The 13,417-nt window shown below is 69.7% G+C and carries 9 protein-coding genes; 3 read left to right on the forward strand and 6 right to left on the reverse strand.

Going from position 1 to position 13,417, the window contains the following annotated elements; genetic code table 11:
- Window positions 1-64: 64 nt before the first annotated feature.
- The 3 genes from G5B46_RS07530 (at window position 65) to G5B46_RS07540 (ending at window position 6,129) form a co-directional block, all read left to right on the forward strand.
- The gene (locus tag G5B46_RS07530; RefSeq protein WP_165257385.1) at window positions 65-1,891 is read left to right on the forward strand and encodes an ABC-F family ATP-binding cassette domain-containing protein; all 1,827 of its coding nucleotides are present in this window, start codon (window positions 65-67) and stop codon (window positions 1,889-1,891) included.
- A gap of 552 nt (window positions 1,892-2,443) precedes the next feature.
- Window positions 2,444-3,091 (forward strand): outer membrane beta-barrel protein, encoded by a 648-nt coding sequence (locus tag G5B46_RS07535; protein WP_165257387.1) that lies wholly within the window; start codon window positions 2,444-2,446, stop codon window positions 3,089-3,091.
- Between the two features lie 308 nt (window positions 3,092-3,399).
- Window positions 3,400-6,129 (forward strand): CHAT domain-containing protein, encoded by a 2,730-nt coding sequence (locus tag G5B46_RS07540; RefSeq protein WP_165257389.1) that lies wholly within the window; start codon window positions 3,400-3,402, stop codon window positions 6,127-6,129.
- Here G5B46_RS07540 and G5B46_RS07545 read toward each other — a convergent pair.
- From G5B46_RS07545 to G5B46_RS07570, 6 genes are all read right to left on the reverse strand, one after another.
- Window positions 6,126-6,767, reverse strand: coding sequence for a thermonuclease family protein (locus tag G5B46_RS07545; RefSeq protein WP_165257391.1), 642 nt, complete (start codon window positions 6,765-6,767; stop codon window positions 6,126-6,128). The two genes, G5B46_RS07540 and G5B46_RS07545, sit on opposite strands and share 4 nt — an antisense overlap.
- Window positions 6,767-7,189 carry a DUF5991 domain-containing protein gene (locus G5B46_RS07550; protein ID WP_165257393.1) on the reverse strand — a complete coding sequence of 141 codons (423 nt, stop codon included), beginning with the start codon at window positions 7,187-7,189 and terminating at the stop codon, window positions 6,767-6,769. Before G5B46_RS07550 ends, G5B46_RS07545 begins: the two co-directional genes overlap by 1 nt.
- 271 nt (window positions 7,190-7,460) lie before the next feature.
- Window positions 7,461-8,225, reverse strand: coding sequence for a FadR/GntR family transcriptional regulator (locus G5B46_RS07555; protein WP_165257394.1), 765 nt, complete (start codon window positions 8,223-8,225; stop codon window positions 7,461-7,463).
- A gap of 261 nt (window positions 8,226-8,486) precedes the next feature.
- Entirely contained in the window at window positions 8,487-11,342 is a 2,856-nt protein-coding gene (locus G5B46_RS07560; protein ID WP_205691520.1) for a TonB-dependent receptor, read from the reverse strand.
- Window positions 11,343-11,688: 346 nt separating this feature from the next.
- Entirely contained in the window at window positions 11,689-12,570 is an 882-nt protein-coding gene (locus G5B46_RS07565) for a rhamnogalacturonan acetylesterase (protein WP_240903373.1), read from the reverse strand.
- An 86-nt stretch (window positions 12,571-12,656) separates the two neighbouring features.
- On the reverse strand, window positions 12,657-13,406 hold the full coding sequence (locus G5B46_RS07570; protein ID WP_165257396.1) for a glucose 1-dehydrogenase: 750 nt from the start codon (window positions 13,404-13,406) through the stop codon (window positions 12,657-12,659).
- Between the last annotated feature and the right edge of the window lie 11 nt (window positions 13,407-13,417).

The following is a 13,417-nucleotide window of genomic DNA, read 5'->3' on the forward strand; positions in this document are numbered from 1 at the left end:
CCGCGCCCTGCTATAGGCCCCATCTCCTCGCCTCCACCGACCTGTCAGACGTAAAGACCGCTTCATGGCCGCCCCCGCCCGCGCCCCCGTGCTCGCCCTCAAGGACGTCCGTCTCGCCGACGGCGCCAAGCCGCTGTTCGACGGCGTGGACCTGGCCCTGGAGCCGCGCGTGCGCGCCTGCCTGGTCGGTCGCAACGGCGCGGGCAAGTCGACCCTGCTCAAGGTGCTGGCCGCCCAGGGCGCCGAGCCCGACAGCGGCGAGCGCGCCGTCCAGCCGGGCGCCAAGGTGGTGTTCGTCAGCCAGGAGCCGGAGATCACCGGCGAGACCCTGCTCGACTACTGCACCGCCGGCGGCGCCCAGGATTACGAGGCCCACGCCACCCTGGCCGACTTCGGCCTGAACTACGACCAGAGCACCAAGGGCCTGTCGGGCGGCGAGCGTCGCCGCGCCGCTCTTGCCCGCGCCTTCGCCGAGCAGCCCGACGTGCTGCTGCTGGACGAGCCGACCAACCACCTCGACATCTTCGCCATCCAGACGCTGGAAGAAGAGCTGGCCAACTCCAAGTGCGCGGCGCTGATCGTCAGCCACGACCGCGCCTTCCTCAACCGCGTCACCCAGCGCACCTTCTGGCTGGAGCACCGCAAGGTGCGCCGCCTCGACAAGGGCTTCGCCGAGTTCGAGGCCTGGAGCGAGCAGGTGCTGGCCGCCGACGCCGAGGAAGAGCGCCGCCTCAACAAGAAGCTGGAAGTCGAGAACGCCTGGCTGGCGCGCGGCGTCCAGGGCCGCCGGGCCCGCAACGAGGGCCGCCGCCGCGCCCTGATGGACCTGCGCGCCCAGAAGAAGGACATCCAGTCCGAGAAGCGCGGCGCGATGTCGATGGCCGTCGAAAGCTCGGGAACCTCGGGCAAGCGCGTGGTCGAGGCCAAGGGCCTGACCAAGAAATTCGGCGACCGCACCATCGTCGAGAACTTCAACACCCGCATCCTGCGCGGCGACCGCGTGGCCCTGGTGGGCCCCAACGGCGCGGGCAAGACCACGCTGGTGCGCCTGCTGCTGGGCGAGATCGAGGCCGACGCCGGGACCGTCCAGCTGGGGACCAATCTCGAGATCGCCTATGTCGACCAGAACCGCCTGGCGCTGTCGGAAAAGATCACCGTCTGGGACTTCCTGACCCCGTCGGGCGGCGACTCCATCCTGGTGCGCGGCGTCTCCAAGCACGTGGCCGGCTACGCCAAGGAGTTCCTGTTCACCGAGGCCCAGCTGCGCCAGCCGGTCACCAGCCTGTCGGGCGGCGAGCGCAACCGCCTGCTGCTGGCCCGGGCGCTGGCCTCGCCGATGAACCTGATGGTGCTCGACGAACCGACCAACGACCTCGACATGGACACGCTCGACCTGCTGGAAGAGCTGCTGGCCGATTTCGAGGGAACCCTCATTCTGGTCAGCCACGACCGCGACTTCATCGACCGCCTGGCCACCTCGACCATCGCCATGAACGGCCATGGCGACGTGCTGGAAACCCCCGGCGGCTGGACCGACCTGATCGACCAGGCCCCGGACTTCTTCAAGGGCGCGCGCGGGGCCACGGGCGACTTCGCCACCGGCGCCCCGGCCCCCAAGGCCGCGCCCGCCGCACCGGCCGCGCCCAAGAAGGCCACCAAGCTGTCCTACAAGGACCAGCGCCGCCTGGAGGAGTGCGAGGCCCTGATCGCGGGCTCGCCCAAGATCCTCGGCGACCTGGAGAAGAAGCTGGACGATCCCAACCTCTACGCCCGCGACCCGGCCGGCTTCGACAAGATCATGAAGGCCCTCGACAAGGCCCGCGCCGATCTCGCCCAGGCCGAGGAGGACTGGCTGATGCTGGAGGAAAAGCGCGAGGCGCTGGCGGGCTAGGGTCTGGACTCAATTGGCGCGCAAAGAAACTTGTCTTCCCGGCCGGAGGAGCGCGTCAGCGATCCGTAGAGCCGGGATCTCCCACGTTGGCAGGTTCGAAAACTGTGGGAGATCCCGGCGCTCCGCTGCGCTGCGGCCGGGATGACAATCACCATAAGCTATTGAGCCGGATAACTAATTACCCTCGTCCAATTGAGTACAGACCCTAGGGAGAGCCTTCCCCTCCCCCGAGCATCCCCGCGCAGGCGGGGATCCAAGCTGGTTCTCAGATCAGAACGCGGGCATGGCCCAGCCGCTGTCTCGGCTCGGGTCCCCGCCTGCGCGGGGAAGATCGGATCAGGGCGGACAGGCGCAGCGCCAGTTTCCGCTCCCCCAAACCGTCCCCGCCTCGGTTGACGAACTATCCGCCACGCAACCGAATGTTGCGCGGTTGCAATAGTCGGCGACAAACGGTCAAGCTTGAGGCAGGCGACGATTTACACCTGTCACCAGAACCCCTAATCGCAGGCCTCCGTCCAACCCGGACGTGTGCCTCTTGGGGGATTTCTCTTCATGCGTTTGTTCATCAGCGCCGCCGTCGCGGCCCTCGCCTTCGCCGGCGCCGCGTCGGCCCAGGACGCCAAGCCGGCGTCCGCCCCGGCCAAGGGCCAGTACATCTCGCTGGCCGGCGGCTACATCGGCAAGACCGACTATGACTACGGCGTGGCCGGCGGCCGCGTCGAGGCCGACCTCGACGCCAGCGCCCAGTTCGCCGCGGCCTGGGGCGTCTCGCTCGACAAGAACCTGCGCGCCGAACTGGCCGTCGGCTACCGCAGCCAGGACATCGAGACCACCGTCCGCGCCGGCGCCCTGTCGCAGACCTTCGACGCCGACAAGGCCCAGACCCTCAGCCTCGACTTCAACGCCTATTACGACTTCCCGGTCGCCGGCCCGGTGAAGCCCTATGTGGGCGCGGGCATCGGCGCGGCCTCGGTGAAGATCGACGACGGCGTGCTCGACGACACCGGCTCGGCCCTGACCCTGCAGGCGATCGCCGGCGCCAGCGTCGAGGTCTCGCCGCGCATCGCCCTGTTCGCCGAGGCCCGCTACCAGCGCGTCGGCCCGATCCGCGTGGAGACCACCACCCCGGTCGGCGACCGCAAGTCCAAGTTCGACCTGTCGAGCGCCGGCGCCCTGGTCGGCGTCCGCTTCGGCTTCTGAGGCGGGGCGAAAGCTTGACGGAAGGCGCGCCGGGCGAGGGCATGGCGCGCCTTTTTTCTGTTTGGCGACCATCGAACAGACGCCGCCGATCCGCTTAGCTTGGCGGTAATGAATGATTGCGATCTACAGCCTCACAACCTGAAGAAGTGAGGCCGTCCCGACCATGATCGATTTCTTCGAGGACGCCGCCGAGCGGCGCAAGCGCGCCGAAGACATGCTGCGCGCCCTGGCCGCCGGCATGGGCAGGCCGCGCCCTCTGGCGCAGGATCGTCGACGCGGAGACCGACCCGCGCCGTCGCGCCGAGGCCATGGTCAATCTCGCCTCCGCCCTCGACTACCTGGGCGACGACGGGCGGGCGCAGGCGATCGCGATCACCGACCAGGCGATCAAGGTGATGGGGGCCAAGCATCGCGACGCCGCCGGCGTGTTCATGATGGCCGCCCAGCGACTGGCAATGGATGTGCAGCCTTCCGCGGCCGACAGCAGAAAGGCGCTCGACTACCTGCACGCCGCGCTCGCCGCGTCCACGGCCCACGACAGGGCGCTGCAGGCCAGCGTGCTGCTCCTCTACGCCCGTCTGGCGCCGAGCGTCGGCGACTACTCGAAGATCGACAAGGCCCAGCACCTGCTCGACCGGCTCCGCCGCCTGAACCTGGGAAACCACGAAGCCGTCCAGTTGATCGCGTCCATGGCCGAGGCGCACCACAAGCAGTGGCAGGCGGCCTCGCATCGACCCAGCCTGCACAAGGCGATCTCGCTTTCGGCCGACGCGCTGGCGCTCTGCCCGACCGGACCAGACGCCGAGGTCATGCGGAGCGGCGTCCAGCAACAAAGGGCGCTGCTGCTGCTGGAACGATACACCTACAAGAACGACGGCAACGACTTCGAGGCGGCCGTCGCCCTGCTGCGCGAGGCGGCCCGCCTCGACGCGTTCCGGCCCCAGATGCTCAACAGTCTGGCGATCGCGCTGATGGGAACCGATTCCAGGCCCGCCACCGATCCGCAGTTCGAGGAAGCCCGCCTGGCCCTGGTCGAGGGCCTGGCCAGCACCAACGCCCCCGAGTCGACGGCCTTTCTGAAATGGACGGAGGCGAACTGGAACCTGGCCGCATATCAGCGCGGCGGTCCCGTCAGCCATCTGGATCGCGCCGTGGACGCCGCGGACATGGCCTTGAGGCAGGCCGAGATCCTCGGAAGCCAGCCCCTCCTGACGCTCGCCCAGGCCCTCTACAACCGGTTCAGGGCCGGTGGGGACATGACCGACATCGACCGCGCCGCGCAGGCGGCCGAACAGGGCCTGTCTCTATGCCCCGTCGATGACGTCAAGCGCTGGAGCAGCGAGGTCACGACAGCCAACATCTATCAGGAACGGGCCCTGAAGAACGGCGTCGGCTACGACCCGGTCGATGCGGCGCGGGCCGTCGAACTGCAGCAGGCGGCCCTGTCTCGCCTCGTGCGCGGCTCGCTTCCCCATACCGAACTGGCGAGCACGGCGCTGGGCACGCAGATCGAGCAGCACGAGGCCACGAAAAGCGACCTCGCCCGGGAAAGCGCCCGGGCGTTCGCCCGAATGCTGCCTTCCAGTCCAAGCGAGGTGGCCCGGCTTCCGGCCGTGGCCGCCGTTAACCTGGCGGTCTTCTATCTGAAGACCGCGGACCAGCCGACGGATCGTGAAGCCTGGATGGACGTGCTGCGGACGGTGGCCTCGCGCCATCCCGACGGCGAAGGCGGCTGGCTCGCGGCGTCCAACCTCATGCACCAGAACGTGGGCCGCGACTGGAACGCGGTCGTCGAGGCCTTCGACATGCTGGCTCGACAGCGTGGATCGCGCCTGGCGGCGGCCCGCACCCCGCGCGAGCGCGCCATGGTGCTGCGGCGCGAACAGAGCGTCGCGGCCCTCGCCGGCCTGGCGCTCGTCCACCTCGACCGCCCCGAGGAGGCCGCCCGGCTGATCGACGCCACCCAGGCCGCGCTGCTGATGACGGAAGAGCAAGGCTCTCTGCCTGACGATCCGGCCATCTGGTCGTCGTTCGACGCCCTGTTCTATCCGGCGGCGACCCGCTACGGCGCCTATGCGATCGCGATCACCGCCGACGGCGCGACCGCCGAGCGCCTGCCGGACCTGGCGCCAGAGCGCCCCGACGCATCCAACACGGCCGGCGACACGGCCCTGACCACCGCGGCCTCGCTGCTGCAAGCGGCCTTCGGCAACAGGGTTCCCGAGCGACTGCTGGTCGTCCCGGTGGGCGAGTTGGGCCTGCTGCCTTGGGCGGCGGCGCCGGTCGGCTCCGGGGTGCTGATCGATGAGACCCGGCTGTCGATCCTGCCGACCAGGCGTCTCTGGAAGGCCCGCGAACCTCGCCTGGAGACCCTGCTCGTCGTCGAGGCCGCCGAGGTCCAGGGCAGCCCCGCCCTGCGCCATGCCGCCGCCGAGACCGCGCAATTGAGGGCCTGGCTGCCGTCCGGAACCGATCTGAAGGGCCGCGACGCCACGCCGGAAGCGGCCATGGCGGCCCTGCCCCGGGCGGATGTGGCGCATTTCAGCTGTCACGGCGTGATCGACCCCGTCGAGCCGATGCGCTCGCGCCTGCTGGTCGAAGACGGCGTGATCTCGGTCAGCGACGTTCTGGGCGCCGATTGCGCCACGGTGTCCCTGGTCAGCCTGTCGGCCTGCCAGTCGGGGCTGCACGCCGCCGGTCTCGCCGACGAGTTCGCAAGCCTGGCCGTGGCTTTCCTGGTATCCGGCGCCCAGTTCGCCGTCGGAACCCTGTGGAACATCCAGGACGCCGCCGCATCGCTGTTCTCGCGGCGGCTGTTCGAGCAGCTGAGCCAGGGCGCCGCGCCGCGCGAGGCGGTCAGAAGCGCCCAGCTCTGGATGCGCGACAGCGCCGACGAAGACAAGGCGCTGTGGCTGTCGGGGCTCGGCCCGCCCCAGACCCCGGCGGAAGAGACCCTGCGGGGCAACCTGGCCCGCGGCGGTGATCGACGCAGCTTCGCCGCCGCCAAGTATTGGGCGGGTTTCGCCTGCTACGGCTAAGCCCCGCCCCGCGCTCGCCAGGCGGCTGGTTCGTCGAAGCGGCCGGCCCAGAGGCCGGTCTTGTCGGCTTCGGCGTCGGACTCGGGTTCGGAATACTGGCCTTCCAGGTCGACGGCCCAGCCCTGACGCACCATGGCGATGTTCAGGGAGTTGAGGTCGGACTCGCAGGGCCCGCCGGCGTCCTGGCAGGGGGCGTCGGCGACGAAGCACAGGCCCTGCCAGGCGTCGCCGTCCGAGGGCGGGCCTTCAGGGCGGCAGGCGACCTTGCGGCCGTCGATCAGCTTTTCAAGGTGCTCGCGGGCGGCCTGGCCGCAGGCGAAGGAGGCGCCGTCCTTGTCGAGACAGGTCTGGTCCAGATCCGGGGCGTCGATGGTCCAGAGCCTGGCCCGCAGCCCCTGGATCTCCAGGGTGTCGCCGTCGATGACGCGGGCCGGTCCGAACAGCCGCGCGCGGCCGTCGGGGCCTTGCGCCGGCTGGGCCGAGGCCGGGGCGGCCTGGGCGAGGTCGACGCCGTTGCGGGCGGCGTCGGCGGCCTTGGCCGGGTCGATGCGCGGCCGGGCGGCGTCATAGGCGAAGATCGCCGCGCCCGCGAGGCCGGCGACCACCAGCACCCCGACCAGGACCCTGGATCCGCGCATCACTTCACCTTCTTCAGATAGGGGGCGGGCGAGCGGGCGACGCCCTCGTCGGGCACGAAGCCGGTCCAGCGGGTCAGCACCCGGCCCTGCAGCCGCGACAGCGTGAAGAGCGGCGCGCCGGGCTTGTAGACCTCGACTCCGAAGCGGTTGCCGGTCGCGGGCGGCGGATAGCGCAGGAACCGCACCTCCAGCCCCTGCGGCGTGGCGTGGGCGGTGCACTGGAAGGTCTCCAGGGTCTGGAAGCCCTCGCCGTGGAACTCGCAGGCCTCGCCCTTCAGGGTCAGGCGCCAGGTCACCAGGATGGGCGAGCCGCCGGCCGTGCGCCCGCCGTCCTGGGTGTAGCTGTAGACCCCGTCCCAGCCGGGGGCGGGGCCGGCCAGCAGGGCGAGCGCCAGAGCGCTGGTCAGCAGGGATGACAGCATCGGGCCGGGTCCTCGCAAGGCGGGGCGGCCGACCGACTGGTGGCGGCGCTTCCCCCCGTCGGAAGGAAAAGCGGTCGGGGCGGCGGGGTTCCGAAAACCTGACGCGTCATCCCGGAAAGCCCGCAGGGCTTATCCGGGACCCAGAGGGACTGGGCGTCGCGGTTGGTTTGACCACCTCGTGCAGTCGCCGACATCGTGCGGCGGCCCCTGGGTCCCGGCTCTGCGGTCCGCTACGCGGCCCTCCGGCCGGGATGACGAGGTTAGAGCCGCCCTACCCCATCCGCGCGGTCATCAGGAACCGCTGGCGGCTCTCGGCGGCCTTGCGTTCCAGCTCCAGCCGCTCCTGCTGCTCGGTGGCGTCGAGCATGGATTCCAGCAGGCGCGAGAAGTGCAGGCGCATGGCCTGGCGGGCGGCCTTGGGGTCGCGGCGGCGCAGGGCCTCGACCACGGCCACGTGCTCGGCCTGGCGGGCGTCGCCGTCGTGGTGGCAGATCGACTGGTGGGTGCGGCGGACCTCCGGATCCTCCATGCGGAACTTCCAGAGGGTCTTGATGGTGTGGATGATCACCCGGTTGCCCGAGGCCGCCGCGATGGTCATGTGGAACTCGCGGTCGACGGCCGTGGAGCGGGCGTCGTCCTCGCCGGCCGCGACCATCTGGGCCAAGAGGTCGTCGAGCTTGGCCAGGTCGGCGTCGGAGATGATCGGGGCGGCCAGGGCGGCGGCCTCGCTCTCGAACAGCGAGCGGGCCTCGGTCAGCTCGAAGGCGCTGACCGTCGGCAGGGCGCCCTCGAGGGCCGCGCCAGCGCTGTCGGACCCGGCCGGACCGCAGACATAGACCCCCGAGCCGGCGCGGATGCGCAGCGTTCCGCGGGCCTGCAGGGCGATCTCGGCCTCGCGCACGGTGACGCGGCTGACGCCCAGCCGCTCGGACATCTCGCGCTCGCCGGGCAGGCGCGAACCTGGCGGGAACTCGCCCGCGCGGACCATGTCCGCGATCTTGTCGGCGATTTCCTCGAACAGGCGGCGGTCGGCCATGGCGCCCCTCTATGGTGGTGTTGCACCTCAAGCCATGCCCGAACCGGACTGGAATTGGAATAGCAAACTGGTAGGCGCCGGGGCGGGCTGGCGGGGCGGCGCCCCACGCAACTCCCAAACCGTGTCATCCCGGCCGAAGGGCCGCGCCAGCGGTCCGTAGAGCCGGGATCCCCCATCCTTGACGTGGCCGCCGTGGGAGATCCCGGCGCTCCCGCCCGCCTTCGCGGGCGTCCGGCCGGGATGACAAGGATGTGGAGCACCCTACAGCCGCGCCCGGATCGAGATGAAGAACTGCTGGCCGAAGTACTGGTAGTTGCGGGTGCTGCCATAGACCGGCATCGAGTCGATCTTGACCTCGTTGAACAGGTTCAGGCCCTGCAGGCGGATGTCGACCTTCTTGTTCAGCTTGTACTGGACGTTGAAGTCGAAGGCGTCGCTGCCGGCGATGTAGCGCAGCTGGGCGTTGCCGCCGACGAAGTCCTGGTAGTAGCGCGAGCGGTAGCGGTAGATGCCCTGCACGCTGAGCGGGCCGTGCTCGTAATAGAGCTGGGCCGACAGCACGTGCTTGGAATAGCCGTTCAGGCCCGCGGCCGGGATCATGCCGCCGGTCACCGCCCCGGTCTCGGCGTCGATGACGTCGCCCAGCCGGATGTCGTGGTTCTTGAAGTTGGTGACGGCGTAGTTGTAGCTCAGCTTGCCGCCGAACCCGTCCAGGGGCTTGGGCAGCCAGCTGAACTTGTTGGAGAGCGTGAACTCCGCGCCGTAGACGTGGCTCTTGTCGTCGCTGTTCTGGGTCTGGGTGACCGGCACGGTGACGTTCTGGCCGTCGATGACGAACTCTTCGTCGATCGTCACCGGGATGAAGCCGCCGGTGAACTGCTTGTAGTACAGCGTGGTGGCCAGGATGGTGTCGCGGTTGGCGTAGTACTCCAGCGCCACGTCGGCGTTCCACGACATGATCGGCTTCAGGCGCGGGCTGCCGCTGGCGACGATCTCGCCGATGGCGTCCTGGATCGAGGTGAAGTCGGTGCCGTCCTGCAAGGTGATGGTGCGGCCCGCCGCCAGGCTGCTGGGGGCCGGGCGCGACATGGCGCGATAGAGGGCGATGCGGCCCACGGTCTTGGGCGTCAGGTCGAAATTGGCGTTGACGCTGGGCAGCACGCGGAAGCTGGAGGCCTTGATCCGGGTGTCGTCGAAGGCGCCCGTCTCGACGAGGCGGATCGAGCCGTCGCTGTTGTTGACGACGTCCAGCTCGGCCCGCAGGCCCTTGGAGACGACGCTGGTGTCGACCACCCGCACCCCGAAGTTGCCGCGCACCGGCATGCCGGCCGCCTCGCCCTTGTAGGAGGCCATGACGTAACCCGACCACACGGTCTCGGTAACGTCGGCGTTGGCCACCGAGCGGGTGTCGCCGCTGCCGCCGGGATCCTCGGTTCCGAGATAGTTGCGGAACTGGCAGAGGGTGTCGAAGGTCGCCCAGCTGCGCACCGAATGGGTGGGCGCGTCGGACAGATAGTCCGACTGCGGGAAGTTGGTGCGGCAGGCCAGATTCACCGCCCGGTCGACCGCCAGGCTGGCCTGGTCGATGGTGACCAGGTCGTCATAGGTGGTGTAGCGGCGGCGCGAATAGCGGGCGCCGGCGTCGATGCGGCTGATGAAGCCGTCCAGATCGTAACGGGCGTCGAAGCGGGTGGCGAAGATGCGGTCCTTCTTCTCCTCCTCCTCGCGGGTCAGGCGGGCGTCGTCGCTGTAGAGCGACCAGTCGTCGAGATTGAAGCGCGGATCGACGGTCAGGGTCGGCGCGAAGCCGCCCCGGGCGTCGTAGGTGAAGGGGATGCGCTGGTTGTTGATGGCCGTGCGCACGCCGTAGATGTCGAGCGGATCGGTGCGCAGCCGGGTCGAGCGCGTCAGGTCGGTGCGGGTCGTCTGGCTGTAGGAGACGTCGGCGCTGAGGGTCAGGCGATCGGTGGCCCTAAACTCGAAATCGCCGCCGCCGCCGATGTACTCCTCTTCCCGCTGAAACAGGGTCGAGACCGACTGCAGGGTGCTGTTTCCGGTGGCGTACAGCAGCCGGTGCTGGTCGTCGTACTGCACGTTGCGCAGGGCGTAGCGGGTCTCGGCGAAGCCCAGGTCGTGGCGGTCTTCCTCGTAGTTCCGCTTGGAATACTCCATGTCCAGGTTGACGTCCCAGCGGTCGTTGGGCTGCCACTGCAGGGCGCCGAAGATCGCGTCGCGCTTTTCCTTGGCGGTCAGCTGGCGGAAGGTGATCGAGTTGGGCGCCAGGTAGAAGGGCGTGCCGGCCGCGGCCTGGGCGCGGCTCACCTCGGTGCAGTTGCCGGTGGCGTTGATGTTGGCGTTGCAGGCCAGCCAGGTGTTTGAGGCGACATAGCTTTCGGCCGGGTCGTCGACCTGGTTGCGCTGGACGCCCAGCGACACGCCCACATCGCCCAGCTTGCCCAGCTCGTACTGGTCGACATAGCTGGCCGTGCCGCGCCAGCCCCAGGGATCCGAGCCCGTGATCCGCTTCTGGTAGGGATTGTAGTTGCCCTTCAGCTCGCCCTGCAGCAGCCGCTTGCCGTAGTCGAGCGGCTTCTTGGTCTCCATCTCGATGGTGCCGGCCACGCCGCCCTCGATCAGGTCGGCCTGCTGGGACTTGTAGATCTTGATGCCGTTGAACAGCTCGGACGGGAACTGGCCGAAGTTGACGGCGCGGTCGCCGCTGCCGTTCGAGGCCTCGCGGCCGTTGAAGGTGGTGGCCGACAGGAACGAGCCCAGGCCCCGCAGCGACACTTCCGTCGGGCCGTAGTTGCCGCGGTCGGCGGTGGCGCCGGTGATGGTCATGATCGCTTCGCCGATCGACTGGCCGGGCAGGTCGCCGATCTCGTTGGCCGACAGGGCGTCGACGATGGCCGTGGTGTCGCGCTTGACGGCGATCGAGTTCTGCATGGTCTGGCGCACGGCGCTGACCACCACCTCGTCGACGGCGTTGTCGGTGATCGGCTGGTCGGCCGGCGCTTCCTGCGCCGAAGCGGCGGCGGCCATGGCGACGACCGAGGCGGCCGCGCCGCAGCTCAGGATCGTCCGCAGCCGGACGCGGATGGTGTTGCTCGGGCGCATGACGGCTCCCTCCCCCTAGGTTCTTTTCTTATGCCGGGACCCTGCGACCTGGCCGGCGCCGCGTCAAGGCGGATTCTTATACCAATTATGAGAATTTTCAGGCCAATTTGCTTACGATATTACCGGACCAGATTTTAGACCAATTTAGACCAGTTGCACCCACTGATGGACCCTCTCTCTAAGAGAGAGGGTTTGGTGAGCGCGTCCCAAGCGCTGCGCCAAAAAAACTCCCGCCATTCCCGCCCTGGTGGCGGGAAACCCTGGCTCCGCTCGCAGACGCGGCGCCGACAATGGGGCCTCCGCCGTCCGAAGACGGGAATGACGGGAGGTGGGGAAGAGCTCGGCGTCAGGGCACCAACTGGCTGCGCAGCCCCGGCACGGCGGCGGCCAGGTCGTCGGCGACCAGCTTGGAGAACACCTGCGCGCCGGCGTCGCCGACGTGGGTGTAGTCGAACTTGCGCACCTGCTGGCCGCGCGGGCCGGTCTCGGTGGTGGGAACGTCGGGCTGGCGGGCCTCCTCCGCCGCGCGGGGCGGCAGGGTCGTGCCGGCCTTGGCGGCCTCGACCTCGGCCTCGATCGGCTCGGCCTGGGCCAGCTTCATCGAGTCGACAGGCCCCAGCTTCTGGACGATGCGGGCGCTGGACTTGTTGAGGTCGACCAGCGGCGTCTTGGTCTGCTCGGCGACCTTGCGCACCTCGTCGGACCAGACGTCCAGCGTGTTCTTCAGCTGGCCCTTGGCGAACTCGCGACGGGTCAGCGGGGTCAGCAGCACGGGCTGGGCGCCGGCCGCGCGCACGTCGTCGACGAAGCGCTTGAGGTTGGCCGGGAACTCGGTGGAGAGGTCGGTCCAGCGCTCGCCCTTGGACGACTGGTCGTTGTGGGCGAACTGGATCAGCACATAGGTGGCCGCGTAGCCGGAGACCTTGGCCTCGGCGAGCGCGATGTCCCACGAGCCCTCGGCGCGGTAGCTACGGGTCGAGCGCCCGCCGCGGCCCAGGTTCAGGCAGGCCACCGACGACTTGACGTGATGGTCGCAGAAGGCCGAGCCCCAGCCGCTGCCGACGGCCGTGGTGGAGTCGCCGACCAGGATCACCTTGTAGGGCTTGATCGGCGGGGCGTCGGTGCGCGGCTCGCGCGCCTTCACCGGGCCGGGCGGCTGGGCCAGGGCGACGGGCGCGGCGGCCAGCAGGGCCAGGGTCGCGAGCATCGCGGTCGTGTTCTTGTTCATCGGATCCTCCCAGATCTCGTTTTTCTCGCGGGCCGGCCGCCCCCAACCCCGCCTTCGCGGGGAAGGCGGGATGGGGTGGGAAGGCCCTACGAGAAGGCCAGCCCGCCGTTGATGTCGAGGTTCACGCCGGCCAGGAACGAAGCGTCGTCCGAGGCCAGGAAGGCCACCGCGGCGGCCACTTCCTGCGGCGCGCCCTCGCGGCGCAGCGGGGTGTTTCCGGCCGTGGCCGCGCGGCCTTCGGGCTTGGAGAAGATGTCGTGGAAGCTGGTGCCGATCAGGCCCGGGCACAGGGCGTTGACGCGGATCCCGCGCGGACCCAGCTCCTTGGCCCAGCCGCGGGTCAGGGTCATCAGCGCCCCCTTGGAGGCGGCGTAGACGCTGGCGCCCGGACCGCCGCCGTCGCGGCCGGCCTGCGAGGCGATGTTGACGATGGCCGCGCCGTCCGGGATGTGCGGCAGGGCCGCCTTGGTGACCAGGAAGGCCGACTTCAGGTTCAGGGTCATGACCTGGTCGAAGAAGGCCTCGTCCATGTCGGCCAGGGTCTTGCGGGCCACCATGCCGCCGGCGAGGTTCACCAGGATGTCGATCCTGCCGGTGATCGCCGAAGCGGCGGCCACCAGGCCCGCCACCTCGCCCGCGTCGGTGACGTCGGCGCGGTGCAGCACGGCCTTGCCGCCGGCCGCCTCGATCCGGGCGGCGGTCTCCTGGGCGGACTTCTCGTCGCCGCGATAGTTGACGACGACGGTGGCGCCTTCGGCGGCCAGGCGCAGCGAAACCTCGCGGCCGATGTCGCGGCCGCCGCCGGTGACCAGCGCGACCTTGCCGTTGAACCTCATGCGGGTCCCCT

It is taken from the genome of Caulobacter sp. 602-2, from assembly GCF_011043625.1.
Lineage (GTDB): Bacteria > Pseudomonadota > Alphaproteobacteria > Caulobacterales > Caulobacteraceae > Caulobacter.